The sequence below is a fragment of the Pseudarthrobacter sp. BRE9 genome (assembly GCF_031844305.1).
In the GTDB taxonomy this organism is placed as follows: Bacteria; Actinomycetota; Actinomycetes; order Actinomycetales; family Micrococcaceae; genus Arthrobacter.
This window is the reverse complement of record NZ_JAUZUY010000006.1, coordinates 77,973-96,503: the sequence shown is the minus strand read 5'-3', so window position 1 is coordinate 96,503 and position 18,531 is coordinate 77,973. Positions and strand designations below refer to the sequence as shown.

General features: G+C 66.5%; 16 protein-coding genes and 2 riboswitches. Of the genes, 10 read left to right on the top strand and 6 right to left on the bottom strand.

What is annotated here, in order from left to right:
• Nucleotides 1–404: 404 nt before the first annotated feature.
• Complete coding sequence (locus Q9R31_RS12825) at nucleotides 405–2,195, bottom strand: DUF222 domain-containing protein (protein ID WP_311263108.1); 1,791 nt, start codon at nucleotides 2,193–2,195, stop codon at nucleotides 405–407.
• 191 nt (nucleotides 2,196–2,386) lie between these two features.
• Nucleotides 2,387–3,025, bottom strand: coding sequence for a VOC family protein (locus Q9R31_RS12820; RefSeq protein ID WP_311263107.1), 639 nt, complete (start codon nucleotides 3,023–3,025; stop codon nucleotides 2,387–2,389).
• A 215-nt stretch (nucleotides 3,026–3,240) separates the two neighbouring features.
• Nucleotides 3,241–3,356: riboswitch (SAM riboswitch) on the top strand.
• Between the two features lie 43 nt (nucleotides 3,357–3,399).
• Here Q9R31_RS12820 and Q9R31_RS12815 point away from each other — a divergent pair.
• From Q9R31_RS12815 to Q9R31_RS12800, 4 genes are all read left to right on the top strand, one after another.
• Nucleotides 3,400–4,722: a bifunctional o-acetylhomoserine/o-acetylserine sulfhydrylase gene (locus Q9R31_RS12815; protein ID WP_311263106.1), complete on the top strand. Its 1,323-nt coding sequence runs from the start codon at nucleotides 3,400–3,402 to the stop codon at nucleotides 4,720–4,722.
• A 101-nt stretch (nucleotides 4,723–4,823) separates the two neighbouring features.
• Nucleotides 4,824–4,939, top strand: a riboswitch (SAM riboswitch).
• Between the two features lie 12 nt (nucleotides 4,940–4,951).
• A complete protein-coding gene (locus tag Q9R31_RS12810) occupies nucleotides 4,952–6,067 on the top strand; it encodes a homoserine O-acetyltransferase (protein WP_311263105.1) in 1,116 nt (371 codons plus the stop codon).
• A 164-nt stretch (nucleotides 6,068–6,231) separates the two neighbouring features.
• Nucleotides 6,232–7,614 (top strand): MFS transporter, encoded by a 1,383-nt coding sequence (locus Q9R31_RS12805; RefSeq protein WP_311263104.1) that lies wholly within the window; start codon nucleotides 6,232–6,234, stop codon nucleotides 7,612–7,614.
• Nucleotides 7,615–7,624: 10 nt separating this feature from the next.
• Complete coding sequence (locus tag Q9R31_RS12800; RefSeq protein ID WP_311263103.1) at nucleotides 7,625–8,770, top strand: zinc-binding dehydrogenase; 1,146 nt, start codon at nucleotides 7,625–7,627, stop codon at nucleotides 8,768–8,770.
• 3 nt (nucleotides 8,771–8,773) lie between these two features.
• Here Q9R31_RS12800 and Q9R31_RS12795 read toward each other — a convergent pair whose 3' ends face one another.
• A complete protein-coding gene (locus Q9R31_RS12795) occupies nucleotides 8,774–9,682 on the bottom strand; it encodes a LysR family transcriptional regulator (RefSeq protein WP_311263102.1) in 909 nt (302 codons plus the stop codon).
• Nucleotides 9,683–9,817: 135 nt separating this feature from the next.
• Here Q9R31_RS12795 and mmsB point away from each other — a divergent pair, with 135 nt between their 5' ends.
• Together mmsB and Q9R31_RS12785 are read left to right on the top strand one after the other, a co-directional pair.
• Nucleotides 9,818–10,771, top strand: coding sequence for a 3-hydroxyisobutyrate dehydrogenase (mmsB, locus tag Q9R31_RS12790; protein ID WP_311263101.1), 954 nt, complete (start codon nucleotides 9,818–9,820; stop codon nucleotides 10,769–10,771).
• A 34-nt stretch (nucleotides 10,772–10,805) separates the two neighbouring features.
• On the top strand, nucleotides 10,806–12,290 hold the full coding sequence (locus Q9R31_RS12785) for a CoA-acylating methylmalonate-semialdehyde dehydrogenase (RefSeq protein ID WP_311263100.1): 1,485 nt from the start codon (nucleotides 10,806–10,808) through the stop codon (nucleotides 12,288–12,290).
• Between the two features lie 145 nt (nucleotides 12,291–12,435).
• Here the strand turns inward: Q9R31_RS12785 and Q9R31_RS12780 are convergent, their stop codons facing one another.
• Complete coding sequence (locus tag Q9R31_RS12780; RefSeq protein WP_311263099.1) at nucleotides 12,436–13,014, bottom strand: hypothetical protein; 579 nt, start codon at nucleotides 13,012–13,014, stop codon at nucleotides 12,436–12,438.
• A gap of 49 nt (nucleotides 13,015–13,063) precedes the next feature.
• Complete coding sequence (locus Q9R31_RS12775) at nucleotides 13,064–13,933, bottom strand: SGNH/GDSL hydrolase family protein (RefSeq protein ID WP_311263098.1); 870 nt, start codon at nucleotides 13,931–13,933, stop codon at nucleotides 13,064–13,066.
• A gap of 78 nt (nucleotides 13,934–14,011) precedes the next feature.
• Here Q9R31_RS12775 and Q9R31_RS12770 point away from each other — a divergent pair, with 78 nt between their 5' ends.
• Nucleotides 14,012–14,662: an alpha/beta fold hydrolase gene (locus tag Q9R31_RS12770; RefSeq protein ID WP_311263231.1), complete on the top strand. Its 651-nt coding sequence runs from the start codon at nucleotides 14,012–14,014 to the stop codon at nucleotides 14,660–14,662.
• Nucleotides 14,663–14,717: 55 nt separating this feature from the next.
• Here Q9R31_RS12770 and Q9R31_RS12765 read toward each other — a convergent pair whose 3' ends face one another.
• Nucleotides 14,718–14,948, bottom strand: a complete 231-nt coding sequence (locus Q9R31_RS12765) for an RNA-binding S4 domain-containing protein (RefSeq protein ID WP_311263097.1) — start codon at nucleotides 14,946–14,948, stop codon at nucleotides 14,718–14,720.
• 32 nt (nucleotides 14,949–14,980) lie between these two features.
• Here Q9R31_RS12765 and Q9R31_RS12760 point away from each other — a divergent pair, with 32 nt between their 5' ends.
• From Q9R31_RS12760 to Q9R31_RS12750, 3 genes are all read left to right on the top strand, one after another.
• Nucleotides 14,981–15,979 (top strand): DMT family transporter, encoded by a 999-nt coding sequence (locus Q9R31_RS12760; protein WP_311263096.1) that lies wholly within the window; start codon nucleotides 14,981–14,983, stop codon nucleotides 15,977–15,979.
• Between the two features lie 132 nt (nucleotides 15,980–16,111).
• Nucleotides 16,112–17,497 (top strand): glycine--tRNA ligase, encoded by a 1,386-nt coding sequence (locus Q9R31_RS12755; protein ID WP_056338595.1) that lies wholly within the window; start codon nucleotides 16,112–16,114, stop codon nucleotides 17,495–17,497.
• A 2-nt stretch (nucleotides 17,498–17,499) separates the two neighbouring features.
• Nucleotides 17,500–18,531, top strand: coding sequence for a GNAT family N-acetyltransferase (locus Q9R31_RS12750; protein WP_311263095.1), 1,032 nt, complete (start codon nucleotides 17,500–17,502; stop codon nucleotides 18,529–18,531).

Below are 18,531 nucleotides of genomic sequence, written 5' to 3'. Positions count from 1 at the left end.
ATGGTCGCTGCTGGCGGCTACGGTGCTGGCCGGACTTCTGGTTCTTGGGCGGTTATGGAGCGTCCATCAGCAAACATCGGACTGGGCTCTCTGGCCCAGGGAAATTCCTTCACGAGTGCAGTTCGCCGGCCGTGACTATGACTGTGGTCCGACTCCAGCGATTGCGCACCGCGATTTGAGCGGAATGAGCCAACAAGGCACGACAGCGGGTGGAGCCGCGATCCTTGCAGAACCTCCTTCGGGTGAAGCCAGGGCGTTCATCGTCGTGCTAACAGCCGAAGGAGCGTTTGGTTGCGGCCTGCTGGGCGGCCCTTGATTTTCCAGTGACCCCTTCCTAGGCCAGGGGCCGTCGCCTGACCGAGCCATCCCGCACTAAGGCCTGAGCCAGCGTCGGATTGATGCTGTCACATCAGCGACAGCAGCAACTGCCAGTCCGCCTGCGGGTCAGGCGGCAACACAAAGGGCATCGCGTAAAAGTCGTCCCATAGGGCATCGGTAGCACAAAGATCATCCGTCTCCAGCAGGTTCTCGCCGTCAGGTTCCTCATGTTCAGGTGCCTCCAGCAGCCACATTGGCGCCTCAGCAAGTAGCGGTTGGCAGGGTAAATCCTCCGCTGGTCCTGCGACATTCCGCCCTCCGGCATGCCCTGAGACTGCGGCAACCGATGGCGCTGTGACATTTGGTGCGGCAGTCGCCTCCGGTGCAACGGTGGATAGATTCGACGGCAAAATGCCCGGGGGCCAGTGGGTTGGTTCGGGGTCGTGATGTTCTGGTTTGTAGTGGCGGCCGGTCGGGGAAGTCCAGCCGGGCGGTCCGTTTTCCGTTGCCTTATCGGGTATCCATGGCCTGGCGTGTTTGAGCCGGTGGTGTTTGGGGCAGAGTTGTCCGAGGTTGCCGGCGCCTGTGGTGCCGCCGTGGTCCCAGGCGGTGAGGTGGTCGGTTTCGTTGTCGGAGGTGTGGTTGTTGCAGCCGGGGAAGGTGCATTTTCCGTCCCGCATCCGGATCCATTGCTTGATGGTCTCGGGGAGCCGGTAGCGTTTGCGGCCAATCTCCAACGGGGCGCCGTCGCGGGGGTCGACCAGGACCCGGTAGAACGACTCCGCCCCGTCCGCGACGAGTTTGCGGGCCATCGACGCCGGGATCGGGCCGTGACCGTCCAGTTCTGCGGGTTCGTCCGTGATGCCGAGGAGGGAGAAGACCGGGACCATGACCAGCACGTCGGCACGCGGGGTGGGGACTCGTCCAATATCACTATTGCTCCACGCAGCGCTCCCGGTACCGGAAACGCTGCCTGCACCCGTTCCCGCAGCATCACCAGTCGTCCCGGCCGCCCCACCCGCAGCGGCCTCACGCGCAGACGTTCCGGTTCCGAGGAGGAGTGATGCTGCGATGTCGGGGCGGAGTTGGGTGAGGGTGCGGGGCTCATCGGGGCCTTGGAGGCCGCGGGCGGTGGCGGTGGTGCGGTTCCAGATGGCGCAGGCGGTGTCGCCGGGGAGGTGGAGGGAGATCCAGGCCATGCCGTCGCGGTCCGGGGTGTATTCCATCCGCCGGTCCACGACGCCTTTGGCGTGGCGCTTTCCCAGTGTTTCGGGGTGGTGGCGTTCCCGCCAGCCGCGGACCTTGGTGCGGAACCGGGAGGGAACGAGTTCACCGGGGGCGGCGCCGCGGGCCGGGTTGGGGGCATCCGGGTCGAAAAAGTGGGCTACTAACGCGGCGGCACCGTCCGGGGTGAGGCCTTCGGTTTCGTCGGCAACAATCCGGGCGTGCTGCCAGGACAGGTCCCCGGCGGCCAAAGCCTCCAGGACCTGCGGCAGGGCGCACACCCGCCGGGACTGCTCCACGAACGACCCGGCAGCAGCTGAGCTGATGGTCAGGACCCCGGCGATTTCCTCCACCACTGACAGCTCCGCGAACGTCCCCTCGTGTACGGGCGCGTCCGGAGCAAGCAGTGCCTGCTGGAACCCGACGCACTCGGCAGCGTCCTGGGCTTCCACGGCCGCCAGCTGTGCCCTCAAACGGGACGAGACTTCCAGCCGGGTCAACCGGAGTTCATACCGCCGCTGCAACACATCCACATCAGCCCCAACACCAACGCCGGCAGCCATGAAAGTATCCTCAGCAGCAAGCGAATCGAGGGCGGCAACGGAGGCATGAACCCCCTCCAAAGCCACACCAACACCGCTGCTGATTCCCATGGAAACATCATCCAACGAGGCACTGACAATCAAAGTTTTGCAGAACCCCGGCCGCGGAAGGAGTCAGTTAAAAGAATTCGGCCGCCATCAGGTGGTGACGCCGTTGTCACCACCTGATGGCGGCCGAAGCAGGTCCGGGCACCGGCCCGGCGAACCCAACTCCCGGACGTGCCGGGAAAAGGGGAGGAGCGTCAGATGGTGACGGCTCCGTTGGCGGTTTCGAACGTGACCGACAGGATGCCCGGTGTTCCGTGCGGGGCGACCCATTCAACCGCAACGTCCTCAAGCGGCTTCTCCACCGGCTCACCCAGCCACTCGGTCACGCGCGAGGCGGAGCCGGCGATGGTCAGGCAGCTCATCTTAAGGTTGCTGGGGTAGGCGTTGGACGGGTGCAGCGACGGGTCACCTTCCCATTTGAGCATGTACGGAACCTGGGGATCGGCGATAAGGCCAAGGATGCCAATTTGCTTCCAGACCAGTTCCCGGCCGTCCGGGAACTTGCGGTTGCCGTTCACGGCAGCGCGGCCAAGGCGTGCCTCGAAGGGGGCGAGGTCGTCCACTTCGACGCACCAGCCCATCCAACCCCCACCGGCTGCGGAACGGGCACGCACGGCCTGTCCGAACGGTGCCTTGTCCGATGCCGGGTGGTCCAGGACCTCCACGACTTCCAAGTACTTGTGCCCGGCGAGCGGGATGATCATATTCCGGGTTCCGAACCGGGGGTGGACCCCGCCCTTCACTGCCTCAACGCCGAGGGCAGATGAAATACGTTCGGTAGTGGCCGCGAGGCCATCAGTTTCACAGGCGTAAGAGACGTGATCCATGCGCATGGCAACATCTTGGCACTTTGTGATCCGGCTCTCAGCTAAGGGTACCCTTACTGGAAACCTGGCCCGTAAAAAGGGCTGGAAACGCACGCAATGGGGACGGCAGCGGCGGCCCCGGATGAGCGTCGGGCGGCCACCCGTGGCACCCCGAAGGCGCTGGAAGACCTTGTTCGTCACAATGCTGTCCGAGGTGAGCACCGGTTCCTAGACTGGGCGCAGGTCATGAGCGCCAGCGTCAAGCCCCGGCTCGCTGGCCGGCAACCCTCCATCCGCGGTGGGGTGCCCCGGGTGAGGACCTGGCTGTCCGGCAAGAGCCGGAAAGCAAGCGCGGCCCGTACTGCTCCACGCATGCCGGGCCCATGTCAAAGGAGATTTGGATGTCCAACGGATGGTCCTTCGAAACCCGCCAGATCCATGCAGGCCAGGAAGTGGACAGTGCCACAGGAGCCCGTGCACTGCCGATTTACCAGACCACGTCCTTCGTGTTCCCCAGCGCCGAAAGCGCAGCCAACCGTTTTGCCCTGGCCGAACTTGCGCCGATCTACACCAGGATCGGCAACCCGACCCAGGACGCGGTCGAACAGCGGATCGCCAGCCTTGAGGGAGGCCTGGCCGCACTGTTGCTGAGCTCCGGGCAGGCCGCCGAGACCTTCGCGGTCCTGAACATTGCGGAGGCCGGGGACCACATTGTGGCCAGCCCCAGCCTTTACGGCGGAACCTACAACCTCTTCGCGCACACACTGAAGAAGTTCGGCATATCGGTCACCTTCGTGGACGATCCCGACAACCTGGACCAGTGGCGCAACGCCGTCCAGCCGAACACCAAGCTCTTCTTCGGTGAAGTGGTGTCCAATCCCCGCCAGGACGTCCTGGATATTGAGGGGATCTCCGAGGTGGCCCACCGGGCAGGCGTGCCACTGATCGTGGACAACACCCTGTCCACTCCCTACCTGATCCGCCCGTTGGAGTGGGGCGCTGACATTGTGATCCACTCGGCCACCAAATACCTGGGCGGCCACGGTGCGGCCATCGCCGGCGTCATCGTGGACTCCGGCAAATTCGACTTCGGTAAAGACCCGGAAAAGTTCCCCGGCTTCAACACCCCGGACCCCACGTACAACGGCCTGGTCTATGCCCGCGACCTTGGTGCCGATGGTGCGCTGGGCGCCAACCTCTCCTACATCCTCAAAGCCCGCGTCCAGCTGCTGCGCGACCTCGGCTCAGCCGTGTCCCCCTTCAACGCGTTCTTGATCTCCCAGGGACTGGAAACGCTGAGCCTGCGCGTGGAACGCCATGTCGCCAACGCCACGGAAGTGGCTCGCTGGCTGGAAGGAAGGGACGACGTCGAATCCGTCGCCTACGCGGGGCTGCCGTCCAGCCCCTGGTACGAACGTGGCCGCAAGTACGGGCCCAAGGGGACAGGCGCCGTCGTGGCTTTCACCCTGGCCGGCGGAGCCGAGGCGGGCAAGCGCTTCGTCGACGCCCTGGAACTGCACTCCCACGTGGCCAACATCGGCGACGTCCGCTCCCTGGTCATCCACCCGGCGTCGACCACCCACAGCCAGCTCTCACCCGAGCAGCAAGCGGTGGCAGGGGTAAATCCGGGACTGGTCCGGCTGTCCGTGGGCCTGGAGCACATCGATGACATCCTGGCCGACCTGGAAGCCGGTTTCCGCGCAGCCAAGGGCGCTGAAGCCTGAGGTTATAGCCGGGGTGCAGCGGGTGCCGCCGGCAGGCCGGGGAAGTCACAACCAGTCACACTCTTGGCCTGGAGCGGGGGGTGTTTCGTACACTCGAACCAGGTCATGAGTGCCAGTGACAGCCCCGGCTTGCTGGCCGGCAACCCTCCATCCGCGGTGGGGTGCCCCGGGTGAGGACCTGGCCTGCCGGTCAAATGACGGCGGGCAAGCGCGTAGAAGAGGTCTTGCCATGACGGTTACCGTCGCCCGAACCACCATCCCCGAACACGGAATCGTCCGCTACGCCTCCATCGGGGGACTGGAACTCGAAGGCGGCGGCTACCTGCCGGACGTCACCCTGGCCTACGAAACCTGGGGAACGCTCAACGCGGACGCCAGCAACGCCATCCTGATCGAGCACGCCCTCACCGGCAGCACCCACGTGACCCGGGGCGACACCGACGAAGAAGGCTGGTGGGAGCAGCTTGCCGGTCCCGGCGCTCCCGTGGACACGGACAAATTCTTCGTGGTGTCCATCAACATCGTGGGCGGCTGCTACGGATCCACGGGGCCGTCGTCGCCCGCCCCGGACGGAGCCCCCTGGGGTTCCCGCTTCCCCCTGGTCACCCTGCGGGACAGCACGGTGGCGGAGGCCCGGCTGGCCGACCAGTTGGGCATCGGCAGCTGGTTCGCGGTCCTCGGCGGATCCATGGGCGGCGCCCGCGCCCTGGAATGGGCCGTGACCTACCCGGAGAGGGTGCAGCGCTGCGCCGTCATCGCCGTGGGGGCCGCGAGCACGGCAGAACAGATCGCGTTTGCGCAGGCCCAGACCCTGGCTATCCGGCAGGACCCGAACTTCAACGGCGGCGACTACTACGGCGGCCCCTGCCCCGAAGACGGGCTGGCACTTGCCCGGCGCATCGCCCACATCACCTACCGGTCCGCCGCGGAACTGGAAGGACGCTTCGGCAGGTCACCGCAGGCGCCCGAGTCACCCCTGAAAGGTGAGGTCCTGGCCGCCCGCGGCCGCTACCAGGTGGAAAGCTACCTGGACCACCAGGGCAACAAGCTGGTGAAGCGCTTCGACGCCAACAGCTACATCGCCCTGACCGAGGCGCTGATGAGCCACGACATCTGCCGGGGCCGTGGGGGCCTGGCCGAGACGCTGGCCACGTCCACGGCCCGCTTCCTCGTGGCCGCCGTCGACTCCGACCGGCTCTACTTTCCGGCACAATCCCATGAGCTGGCCCAGGCCCTCCCCGGGGACGTCGATGTCCACGTCATCCAAGCGCCGATCGGGCACGACGGGTTCCTGACCGAGATCGGTCAGCTGGGCAGCCAGCTGCGGGGCAGCTTCCTGGCCTAGGACACCCCATGTGCATTCCTGCAGATGCGTTCTGCACTATTCGGCGTTGAGGTTGCACCGCAGGCAGTACATACTCAATCGAATCCGGCGTTCGTGGTGTGCATCACACCCGGCCGCCATCGACTGGTACCCGTGGTGTCGACGACGACGCCGAAGGAGTTCACATGAGTACGGAACGCTCCGCCGCAAGGCGCGCAGAGGAAACCGACGTCAAGGCTTCAGGCCTTAAGAAGGTGGTTACGGCCTCGATGGCCGGAACGGTTGTCGAGTGGTATGAGTTCTTCCTCTACGCATCCGCCGCCACGCTGGTGTTCGGCAAGGCCTTCTTCCCTAACGCCGGCACCGAACTGGACGGCATCATCGCCGCTTTCCTCACCTACGCCGTCGGCTTCGTGGCCCGCCCCATTGGCGGAATCGTCTTTGGGCACTTCGGCGACAAGTTCGGCCGGAAGAAGCTGCTGCAGCTGAGCATCATCCTGGTGGGGGTCTCCACCTTCCTTATGGGCTGCCTGCCCACCTTCCAGCAGATCGGCTACTGGGCTCCCACGCTGCTGGTCGTGCTCCGGTTTGCCCAGGGCTTCGCGGTCGGCGGGGAGTGGGGCGGCGCCGTCCTCCTCGTCGCGGAGCATAGCCCGAACAAATCCCGCGGTTTCTGGGCCAGCTGGCCGCAGTCGGCGGTACCGCTGGGGAACCTGCTTGCCACGGCCGTGCTGTTCATCCTCTCCTCCACACTGACCCAGGACGCCTTCCTGGGGTGGGGCTGGCGCGTGGCGTTCTGGCTGTCCGCGGTGATCGTCCTGATCGGGTACTACATCCGGACCAAGGTCAATGACGCCCCCATCTTCCTGGAAGCCCGCAAGGAGGTTGAAGCCGGCCACAAGGGCTACGGTGTCGCTGAAGTATTCCGGCGGTACCCCCGCGGCGTCTTCACTGCCATGGGGCTGCGCTTCGCGGAAAACATCCTGTACTACCTGGTAGTCACGTTCTCCATTACCTACCTGAAGACCGTGGTCCAGGCCGATACCACCCGCATTCTGCTCCTGCTGCTCCTTGCCCACGCAGTGCACTTCGCCGTCGTGCCCATGGTCGGCAAGCTGTCGGACCGCTTTGGCCGCAAACCCGTATACATGGCCGGCGCCATCATGGGGGCCACCTGGGGCTTCTTCGCCTTCCCCATGATGGACACCAAGAACGATGCCGTCATCCTGGCCGCCATCATGATCGGCCTGGTGTTCCACGCCTTCATGTACGCCGGGCAGCCTGCCATCATGGCGGAAATGTTCCCCACCCGGATGCGCTATTCCGGCGTTTCCCTTGGCTACCAGGTGACCTCGATCGTGGCGGGTTCCCTGGCTCCGATCATCGCCGCCTCCCTGCTGGGTACCTACAAGTCCTCCGTCCCCGTGGCCATCTACCTGCTCATCGCCTGCGTTATTACCGCCGTCGCGGTCTTCTTCCTGAAGGAAACCCGGGGCATCTCGCTGCACGACGTGGACGCCGCCGACGCCCAGGGCACCGCCGACCTCCTCGCCGCCAACAAGAAGTAGCAGGTTCGTCGTGAAAGCCGCCGTCCTGTACTCCACCGTTCCGGCCGCCCCCACCACGGGGGCCGGCCCCGGGAAGCGGACCTACTCCGAGGCCGGCCCGCTGCTGGTGCAGGAACTGGAGCAGCCGGAGCCCCGCGCCGGTGAACTTGGCGTTGCCATCACCTACTCCAGCCTGTGCCATTCGGACCTCTCGGTAGTGGATGGCTCCCGCGTCCGGCCGCTTCCCATGGCCTTGGGCCACGAGGCAGTGGGACGTGTGGTGTCCGTAGGCGCCGGCGTGACCGGCGTGTCGGCGGGCGACCACGTGGTGCTGGTCTTCGTGCCCAGCTGTGGGAAGTGCCGGGCATGCCTGGCGGGCCGGCCTGCCCTCTGCCACCGCGCAGCAGAGGTCAATGGCAGCGGAGACCTGCTGCACGGACCGGCGCTGCTGCGGACGCCCGCAGGGGAGCGCATCAACCACCACCTGGGCGTCTCGGCCTTCGCCGATTACGCGGTGGTTGCGAGGGAATCAGTGGTGGTGATTGACGACGACGTCCCGGACACGGTTGCCGCGATGTTTGGTTGCGCCGTGCTCACCGGAATGGGCGCCGTCCTGAACACGGCCGGCGTCCGCCCCGGCCAGTCCGTGGCGGTTTTCGGCCTCGGCGCGGTGGGCCTGTCCGCCGTGATGGCAGCGCGCCTCGCCGGAGCCGCCAATGTCATTGCCATCGATCCAAACCAGGGCAAGCACCAGCTGGCCCGTGACGCCGGCGCCACCTCGGTGGGAACGCCGGAGGACGCAGGGCGGCTGATCGCCGAAGCGTCCGGTGACGGCGTGGACGTGGCCATTGAGGCGGTGGGCTCGGCCGGTGTCATTGCCTCCTGCCTGGAGCAGGTTACCCGGGGAGGCGCCGTGGTCTCGGTGGGCCTGCCCCATCCATCCGCCCAGTTGACGGTACCGGCCCTGCAGTTTGCCGGGGCGGGAAAACGGCTGCTGGGCTCCTACATGGGGGATGCCGTGCCCTCCCGCGACATTCCGGAATACCTCGGATTCTGGCGGGAGGGCAGGCTTCCGGTTGAGCTGCTGCACACGGACACGCGGCCCCTGAGTGAGATCAATGAGGGCCTGGATGCGCTGGCATCGGGGCAGGTGGTGAGGCGGCTCTTCCAGGCCTGAGGCCTAACCTGCCAGCAGTCCTGCACGCTCTTTCATCTCCTCTTTGAGCGCCGCAACCACCGCCTGCACCGGTGCCGAGCGCAGAGACTCCGGGCGGGCAACGGCCCAGATGGGAAGCTGCCGCTCGAAGTCGGCGGCCAGGACGGGAACGAAATTGTCGGACTCTGCCACCATGAAGTTGGGCAGCAGCCCAATTCCCGCGCCCCGCCGTACCGCCTCCACCTGGGCGAACACACTCGTGGCCTGGAAGCTTGTCCTGGGCACGGGAAGCTCGGACGACCAGCGCGGCCCCAGCTCCGCCACCTGCAGTGCGGACTCGACGTACGAGACGAACCCGTGCTGCCCCACGTCGTCGAGCGTTTCCGGCAGGCCATGCCCGGCGGCGTAGGCGGAGCTGGCGTAGAGGCGCAGGTAGTAGTTGCCCAGGAAGATGGTCTGCGCGGTGGTGACTTCTGCCCGGCCCACCACGATCTCCAGGTCCACCCCTGACCGGTTCTGGCTAACTTTCCGCGTGGCGCTGAGCATTTCGATATTCAGCTGCGGGTTCTGCTGCTGGAGCCGCACCAGCGACGGCGCCACGAACACGGCCCCCACGCCGTCTGTCGTGGCGACGCGGACCAAGCCGGCCAGGGCGCCCTGGTCCTGGCTGATCAGGCCGGACAGCGAGCCCAGCGTGGCCTCGATCGTCTCTGCCGCCTCCACCGCGGCGGCACCGAGCTGGGTCAACTCCCAGCCATGCGGGCTGCGTTCCAGCGTGCGTCCGCCCAGCTGCTTGTCCAGGGCGAGGATGCGGCGGGAAATGGTGGTGTGGGTTGTCCCCAGCGTTTCCGCCACCGCGTTGAAGCGGCCCAGGCGTGCAACCGTCAGCAGGATGAGCAGGTCGTCGGGGCTGGGCAACCGTCTGAGGTCCACGCCGGTCCTTCCATTGATGTGCAGCAATGCACATGGTCTCTGTGATTTTTCCCCTTGATTGCACTCTAACAGGGTGTGATCGTTGACACCGACATGCCGGCAGCAAGGCTGGAATGAAAGCAAAGGAGCTTACGAATGGCAGTTATCGGTTGGATCGGCCTGGGCAACATGGGCGGCCACATGTCCGTGAACCTGGTTAAGGCCGGGCACGATGTCCGCGGTTTCGACCTCAATCCCGCGGCCTTGGCGGCCGCCGAGGCGGGCGGCGTCAAGCGGACCGGCAGCATCGCCGAAGCGGTGGACGGTGCAGACGCCGTGTTCACCATGCTGCCGAAGGGCGAACACGCCCGCGCGGTCTATCTCGGTGAGGACGGCGTGCTGGCGCACGCAGACACCCGCACGTTGCTGGTTGACTCCTCCACCATCGACGTCGCCTCCGCACAGGAACTGCACGACGCCGCTGCTGCCGCCGGCTTCCGCTTCGTGGACGCCCCGGTGTCGGGCGGTATGAGCGGGGCCGAGGCAGGAACCCTGACATTCATGGTGGGCGGTAAGGAGGGCGCCGTGGCAGACGCCACAGGCTACATCGGCCCCATGGCCGCCAACATCATTCCCACCGGCGGTCCTACCACCGGGCAGGCCGCAAAGATCTGCAACAACCTGATGCTCTTCATCAACCTCGCCTCCACCGCCGAGGGCGCAGTGCTCGCCGACCGGCTGGGCCTGGACAAGCAGGTCTTCTGGAACATCGCATCGGTCTCCTCGGGCGACTCATGGGCGCTGCGGACCTGGTACCCGGTGCCCGGTGTGGTTCCCACCGCAGCCTCAAACAACGACTTCGCGCCCACCTTCACCACGGAGCTCGCGAACAAGGACATCGGGCTCGCCATCAGCGCGGCCGAGGACACCGGCACGCCGCTTGAGATCGGCAAACACGTCCAGCAGCTGTTCCAGCGCCTCATCGACGCCGGTGATGCCGGCAAGGACTGCTCCATGATCATCAAGCTCGTGGACGGCTCCCTCGAGCCCGCCAACCTGGCACCGTCAGCCAACCAGCCCGCCGGCAACCCCGCGCCGTCCGCCAACTAGCCCGCCGCAAGCAACGCAGGAAAAGAGAATCCCCTTGGAAACGATTCCGCACTACATCAACGGCACCCGCGTCAGCGACGCAGACCGGTTCGGCCCGGTGTTCAATCCGGCCACCGGCCAACAGGAGAAGCAGGTGGCCCTCGCCTCCGCTGCCCGCACGGAGGAAGCCATCGCGGCTGCCCGTTCCGCACTGCCGGCGTGGCGGGCCACCAGCCTGGCCAGGCGGACCAGCATCTTCTTCCGGGTCCGCGAAATCCTGACCCAGCGCAAGTCCGAGCTCGCCGCGATCCTCACCAGCGAGCACGGCAAGGTCCTTTCCGACGCAGAGGGCGAAATCGCCCGCGGCCTGGAGAACATCGATTTCGCCACCGGCCTGTCCCACATGCTCAAGGGCGAGCGGTCCGAGCAGGTCTCCACCGGCGTCGACGTGCACTCTGTCCGCCAGCCCGTGGGTGTCGTTGGCTGCATTACGCCGTTCAACTTCCCGGCCATGGTGCCCCTGTGGATGATCGGCAGTGCCCTGGCCTGCGGCAACACCGTGCTGCTGAAGCCCAGCGAGAAGGACCCCTCGGCCGCCGTCTTCATCGCCGAGGCCTTCGCCGAAGCGGGCCTGCCGCCCGGCGTACTGAACGTGGTCCAGGGGGATAAGGAAGCCGTCGACGTCCTGCTGGAGCACCCCGACGTCAAAGCAGTGAGTTTCGTCGGCTCCACGCCTATCGCCCAGTCGATCTACAAGCGGGCCGCAGAACACGGCAAGCGGGTGCAGGCCCTGGGCGGTGCAAAGAACCACATGGTAGTGCTTCCCGACGCCGACCTGGACATGGCTGCCGACGCGGCGGTTTCGGCCGCCTACGGTTCGGCGGGCGAACGCTGCATGGCCGTCAGCGTCCTGGTGGCCGTGGGCAACATCGCGGACGACCTGGTGCAGGCTATTTCCACCCGCATGGCAGGGCTGACGATCGGCCCGGGCACGGACCCCTCCTCCCAGATGGGTCCCCTGATCACCGCGGAGCACCGGGACCGTGTTGCCTCTTATGTTGCGGGAGCAGAGAACGAAGGCGCCACCCTGGTTGTGGACGGGCGCTCGCAGCAGTTCGATTCAGACGGGTTCTTCATCGGCGTCAGCCTGGTTGACCACGTCAAGCCGGGCATGAAAGTGTACGACGACGAAATCTTCGGCCCGGTCCTGTCCGTAGTCCGCGTCGACACCTATGCCGACGCCGTGAAGCTGGTCAATGACAACGAGTTCGGCAACGGCACGGCCATCTTCACCCGCGACGGCGGGGCGGCGCGGCAGTTCGAGTTCGACGCCGAGGCAGGCATGGTGGGCGTGAACGTGCCCATTCCGGTTCCGGTGGGCACCTTCTCGTTCGGCGGCTGGAAAAACTCGCTGTTCGGCGACACCCACATGTACGGGCCCGACAGCATCCGGTTCTACACGCGGGGCAAGGTGGTGACCACGCGCTGGCCGGATCCAGCCACCTCGGTGATTGACCTGGGCTTCCCGCAAGTGGATTAAGCACAAGTGGATTAAGCGCAGGCGGATTAAGCACGGGTGCATTAAGTGAGGCAGGTCGGGGACCGGTAACCGGTCCCCGACCTGCTTGTTCAAGACCTGCTTGTTCAAGACCTGCCTGTTCAATTGGCCGGCCCCGGCGGGTGGGCTAGCCGTTCATGATGTCGCTGCGCCGCTTCATGTACTCCTCCATGGACAGTTCGCCATTGGAGTACTGCTGGTCCAGCTCCGCAAGCTTGCGGGCACGGAATCCTTGCGGTGCTGACGGCGGCGGGGGAGTGGCGGGCCCGGAAGGCTGGCCCGGACCTTGCTGGAGCGGCTGCTGCTGGAACGGCTGTTGCTGGAACGGCGGTTCCTGCGGGGCACCGTAGCGGGGGTCCGGCATGGGCGGCTGCCCGTACTGGTAGGGCAGCGGCTGGGGATCGCCCATAGGCTGCGGCCTCTGGACGCTGCCAAAGCCACCGGAGAAGTAGTCCTGCTGGGTGTAGCCGTCGCGGGGCTGGTTGCTCTGCGGCCCGGCCGATCCCGGGTATTGGCCTGATCCCGGGTACTGGCCGGGGTACCCGCCGTGTCCGGACTGCCCCGGAAACTGTCCGGGGAACTGTTCAGGGAAGCGGCCGGGCAAGCCCTGGTCCCGGTCCCGCCGCGCCATGGAGCGCCGGTACATCCTCATGGCCATGGGGACGACGAAGGACAGGATGATGATCCAGAAAAACAAGCTGCTCACGGTGCTGCGCCTCTCGAGTGTTGTCCCTCCAGCGTAACCCCGGCTGGCCTTACCGGCGGCTGGGTTCCGACGTTCCCAACGGACCCTCTCCGGATCCCAGGGGAACGCCCGGGCCGAAGACGGGACCCGGCGTCGGCCGCTTCGCCGTGATGCCGTCGCCGGAGGACTGGTGGCGCAGCCGCCGCAGCACCCACGGCACAAAGTATTCGCGTGCCCACACGAAGTCCCCGCTCCTCGCCTCGCGCCAGGTCCGCGGCGGCAGCGGCTTGGGCTGCAGCGGTTCCAGGGAGTGCTCAACGTTGAGCGCGTCGAGCACCATGGCCGCGATGGTGTGGTGGCCCAGCGGGGAGAAGTGCAGCCGGTCCTGGTCCCACATCTGCGGATCGCTCAGTTGCCGCAGCGACCACATGTCCGCGATGACGGCGTCGTGCCGCGCCGCGACCGTCCGCAGGTTCTCGTTGTAGATGGCCACCTTGCTGCGGATCCTGCTGAGTACCGATGAACCCGTGTCCGGGCCATTGAACAGGACAACGGTGGCGCCGCCCATGGACAGGATCTGGACCACGGAATCAAGCTTCTCAGCCAGCGCGTCCGGGTCCCCGCCGGGGCGGATCAGGTCGTTGCCGCCGGCGGACAGCGTGACCAGGTCCGGCTTCAGCTCCAGGGCAGGGGCGAGCTGCTGGTCCACGATCTGCTGCAGCAGGCGGCCGCGGACGGCAAGGTTGGCGTAGGCGAAGTCAGGCTGGGTCCGGCCCAGCTCCTCGGCCACCCTGTCGGCCCAGCCGCGGTGGCCGCCGGGACTTGAGGGTTCGGGGTCGCCAATGCCCTCCGTGAAGGAATCGCCCATCGCCACGTAACGGGTCCACGGGTGGGATCCGGGGTGCGCGGTCGGGGCCTGGATGTCACTTGTGTCAGTCACGGTCCTATCCTGCCTTCCGCCTTCCTGCCTACGCGAACGTAGGTTGTTACCTGTGGGTAACTGATATGAATGGAAACCATGATTGACGCCGAAGTATTTCCTGCCCCCGTTGTCCTGTGGTCCCATCCTGAAGACCAGCGCACCGGCAAGCCGCTGCTGGTGCTCCTGCACGGCTACGGCGCCAATGAGCGGGATCTGCTCAGCCTGGCCGACCTGCTGCCAGGGGACTTCGCCGTAGCGTCCGTCCGGGCCCCGATCGCCATGGGCCCCGGCTTCACCTGGTTCCCGCTGACGGCCTCCATTGACTACTCGCTGGACCGGGTCAAGAAGGCCTCGGAGTACGTGCTGGACTGGATCGACACCATCCGCGTGGGGCACCCGTCGGTGACCCTGCTCGGTTTTTCCATGGGCATGGCCATGGCAACCACGCTCCTGCGGCAGCGGCCCACGGACTTCGCCGCCGTCGTCGGACTTTCCGGCTTCGTGGTGGACGCTGCCGGCGACCCTTCATTCAAGGACGACGAGCTGGACGGCACAGTGCCCCTGTTCTGGGGCCGCGACCAGCAGGATCCCGTGATCACCCAGGACAAAATCGAATACACCATGGGCTGGGTCCGCAAGCACGTCAAGCTCACCAAGGTGCTCTACACCGGCATGTGGCACGGCATCAACCAGCAGGAAATCGGGCACGTGGGGGAGTTCCTCACCCATGAGGTGCTGAACAAATAGGCGTACGACGGCGGCGCTGCGACATGGAGGTCAGCCCGCCTCCGGTGCGTGAAGGTCACCCCTCCGGCGCAACCACCTTCACCGTGTGGCCGTTGACCGTGACAGTGTCGCCGTTGTGCAGCTGGCGGCCGCGGCGGTCGTCGATTTCGCCGTTGACCTTCACCAGCCCGTTCTTGATGAGCTCCGCCGCCTCCACACCGTCCTCCACGAGGTTGGCGAGCTTCAGCAGCTGGCCCAGCCGGATCATGCTGTCGCGGATGGGGACGTCGTCAATGGGGTTGCTCATACAGCAATAATGCCTGAACTAAGGTGGATTCAATGACCTCCCCTCCCCGCCTGCCGGTGCTCGCAGGCCTGCCCCTGGCCGTGGGCTCCGGCCTCGCCATACCCGTCCAGGGCCGCATCAACGGAGCCCTGGGCGCCCGGCTCGGTGACGGCATCGCCGCCGCGGCCGTGAGCTTCAGCACAGGCTTGCTGGTCATGATCGTCATTTCGCTGGTTCTGCCGCGCGGCCGTGCGGGACTGGCTAGCATCATCCCGGCGGTGCGTAAACGCGCCTTTCCACGCATCTACGTGGTGGCCGGGGCCATCGGCGCACTGTTCGTCTTTGCGCAGTCGTTCACCGTGGGCATCCTGGGTGTGGCCCTTTTCACGGTGGCCACCGTTACCGGGCAGACCGTGAGTGGACTGCTGGTGGACCGCCTGGGAATCGGGCCGGCCGGGAAGAAATCCGTCACCGGCATCCGGATCATCGGCTGCGTCCTCACTATCGCCGCCGTGGCCTGGGCGGTGTCGCCCCGGTTCAGTGGCACGGGCGCTGGCGGAGCCGACGGCGGTCCTGCCTCACTGTTGCTTCCCATCCTGCTTCCCGTGGCGGCGGGCTTCCTCATGAGCTTCCAGCAGGCCATGAACGGTACAGCCACCGTCCATTACGGCACGCCGATCGCGGCCACGCTGGTCAACTTCGTGGCCGGCTGCGCCGTGCTCTGGGCCGCGTTGGCGGTGAAGTTGGCGGTGGCCGGCCCCGGAAACCCGCTGCCGTCCGAATGGTGGTACTACCTGGGTGGTCCCATGGGGTGTGTCTTTATCGGGCTCGGCGCCCTCCTGGTCCGCAGCCTGGGCGTGCTGGTCACCGGGCTGGGCATGATTGCCGGCCAGTTGCTCGGCTCGCTGGCCCTGGACCTTGCGCTGCCCACGCCGGGCACCGTTGTCGCTCCGGCCACCATCCTCGGGACCCTGCTGACCCTCGGCGCCATCATCCTGGCAACCCTGCCCTGGCCGCGGGGCGCGCTGCGGAGGCGGCGGCCGGTACGCTAGGACACGAGCTTTCCACGATCTTCTTCATTCGCCCCGGCGGGTGGCCCACTGTGCCTCCAGGCATACGGCGGCCGGGGCCCGACAAAACCGCGGACCGCACCCAGCGGCCCTGTAGAAATTGGAGTTACCCCCATGGCAGCAAAATCCGTCCTCGACCAGGTCATTTCCCTCTCCAAGCGGAGGGGCTTCGTGTTCCAGGCCGGTGAGATCTACGGAGGTTCGCGTTCTGCCTGGGACTACGGGCCCCTCGGCGCCGAACTGAAGGAAAACATCAAGCGCCAGTGGTGGCAGTCCATGGTCCGCGGCCGCGAGGACGTGGTGGGCTTGGACTCCTCGGTCATCCTGCCTCGCCAGGTCTGGGAAGCCTCCGGCCACGTGGAGGTCTTCTCCGACCCCCTGGTGGAGTGCCTCTCCTGCCACAAGCGTTACCGCGCGGACCACCTCGAGGAAGAGTACGAGGAAAAGAAGGGCCGTCCCGCCGAAAACGGCCTGAAGGACATCGCCTGCGCCAACTGCGGTACCCGTGGCCAGTGGACCGAGCCGCAGGAGTTCTCCGGCCTGCTTAAGACCTACCTGGGTCCGGTGGCCAATGAGGAAGGCCTGCACTACCTGCGCCCCGAAACCGCGCAGGGCATCTTCGTGAACTTCAACAACGTCCTCACCACCTCCCGCAAGAAGCCCCCGTTCGGCATCGGCCAGATCGGCAAGTCCTTCCGCAACGAGATCACGCCCGGAAACTTCATCTTCCGCACCCGTGAGTTCGAGCAGATGGAAATGGAGTTCTTCGTGGAGCCCGGCACCGACGAGGAATGGCACCAGTACTGGATGAAGGAGCGCATGGCCTGGTACACCGGCCTGGGCATCCGCGAGGAGAACCTGCGCTTCTTCGAACACCCCAAGGAGAAGCTCAGCCACTACTCCAAGGGCACCACTGACATCGAGTACCGCTTCGGCTTCCAGGGCTCGGAGTGGGGCGAGCTGGAAGGCATCGCCAACCGCACCGACTTCGACCTCTCCACCCACGCCAAGGCCTCCGGCACGGACCTGAGCTACTTCAACCAGGCCACCAACGAGCGCTACACCCCGTACGTGATCGAGCCCGCCGCTGGCCTGACCCGGTCCTTCATGGCGTTCCTGGTGGACGCCTACACCGAGGACGAGGCCCCTAACGCCAAGGGCGGCGTGGACGTCCGCACCGTGCTGAAGCTTGACCCGCGCCTGGCCCCGGTCAAGGCCGCCGTCCTGCCGCTGAGCCGCAACGAGGACCTGTCCCCGAAGGCGAAGGACCTCGGCGCGCAGCTGCGGAAGAACTGGAACATCGACTTTGACGACGCCGGCGCCATCGGCCGCCGCTACCGCCGCCAGGACGAGATCGGCACCCCGTTCTGCATCACCGTGGACTTCGACACCCTCGAGGACCAGGCCGTCACCATCCGCGAGCGGGACACCATGAGCCAGGAGCGGGTCTCCCTGGACAAGGTGGAGGGCTACCTGGCGGCTCGGCTGATCGGCGCCTGAGCATGGCCATCGAGTACCGAGAATGGCGGGACGGCGACGACCTGGCGCTCCTGGAAATCTGGGGCGACCCGGATACCGCCCAGGCCCGGCAGTTCCGCGGCGCCCTTGCCGTGTCCTCCAACGGGAGGGACGGGTCGCCATGGCGCCGCTGCATCGTGGCCGAGGACGTCGTTGACGGTGTGGGCATTCCGGTGGCTGCCGGCGTCGTTTATGAAGCCTCCCTGCACCCGGAACGCCTGTGGTGCTACGTCGAGGTGGCGCGCGACCACCGCCGTGCGGGCATCGGCGCGAGCCTGCTGGCCATGCTGCGGCGCGAAGCCGAACACGCGCCGTCGGGTGTCACCAGGCTGCGCGCCAAGGTGGAGCCCGGCACCGCCGGTGCCGCCTTCGCCGAAGCGTTCGGGCTGGCACCCATCCAGCGTTCCCGCCTCGTGGTGGTGGAGCCCGGCGCCCTGCGGCTTCCGGTGTTCCCGGCCAAGCACGACGGCGGCGCGGCCAGCGGTGAGAACGCCGGCTCGGACGTCGTGATGGACCTGGCTACCGGATCCGTGGAGCTGACCGACGTAGTGGGCCGGTACTACACGGCCATCCACGGCTGGGACTCTCCGGGCGTCCTGTCCGTGGGGCAGGTGCAGAAGCTGTTCCTGGACGAGCTCACCGGAGCCCACGGCGCAATCGTGCTGCGGGCCCAGCCTGAATCCGCGTTCGGGGCCGGCGTGGTGCCGAGCCGGAAGGGCAGGATTCGTGCCTTTGCCGTGAGCTACGCGGCCCCGGCCGACCCGGACGCTGCGCCGGGGACTGATACCGCCGGACCTGAAACGCCTACCGACGTGTTCGTGGGGCACGAGCCTTCGCTGGACGCTGAAGATGCCGCCGAGGCGGTCCGCGACATGCTTGCCCTGATCGCGTACCAGCACCCGGTGATGCTGGAACTGGACGATTCCATGACCGCCCTGCGTGCCGCCGTCGAGCCCCTCCTGGACAGTGGCAAGGCACGGTTGGCGGGCGCGGAAACACTGGTGGTCTCGGACTAG

Excerpts from the sequence above, each read along its gene's own strand:
- Q9R31_RS12815 (WP_311263106.1), top strand. The coding sequence starts at position 3,400 with ATGTCCAACGGATGGTCCTTCGAAACCCGCCAGATCCATGCAGGCCAG.
- mmsB (WP_311263101.1), top strand. The coding sequence starts at position 9,818 with ATGGCAGTTATCGGTTGGATCGGCCTGGGCAACATGGGCGGCCACATG.
- Q9R31_RS12825 (WP_311263108.1), bottom strand. The coding sequence starts at position 2,195 with ATGGGAATCAGCAGCGGTGTTGGTGTGGCTTTGGAGGGGGTTCATGCC.
- Q9R31_RS12805 (WP_311263104.1), top strand. The coding sequence starts at position 6,232 with ATGAGTACGGAACGCTCCGCCGCAAGGCGCGCAGAGGAAACCGACGTC.
- Q9R31_RS12755 (WP_056338595.1), top strand. The coding sequence starts at position 16,112 with ATGGCAGCAAAATCCGTCCTCGACCAGGTCATTTCCCTCTCCAAGCGG.
- Q9R31_RS12765 (WP_311263097.1), bottom strand. The coding sequence starts at position 14,948 with ATGAGCAACCCCATTGACGACGTCCCCATCCGCGACAGCATGATCCGG.
- Q9R31_RS12760 (WP_311263096.1), top strand. The coding sequence starts at position 14,981 with ATGACCTCCCCTCCCCGCCTGCCGGTGCTCGCAGGCCTGCCCCTGGCC.
- Q9R31_RS12810 (WP_311263105.1), top strand. The coding sequence starts at position 4,952 with ATGACGGTTACCGTCGCCCGAACCACCATCCCCGAACACGGAATCGTC.
- Q9R31_RS12770 (WP_311263231.1), top strand. The coding sequence starts at position 14,012 with ATGATTGACGCCGAAGTATTTCCTGCCCCCGTTGTCCTGTGGTCCCAT.
- Q9R31_RS12820 (WP_311263107.1), bottom strand. The coding sequence starts at position 3,025 with ATGCGCATGGATCACGTCTCTTACGCCTGTGAAACTGATGGCCTCGCG.
- Q9R31_RS12750 (WP_311263095.1), top strand. The coding sequence starts at position 17,500 with ATGGCCATCGAGTACCGAGAATGGCGGGACGGCGACGACCTGGCGCTC.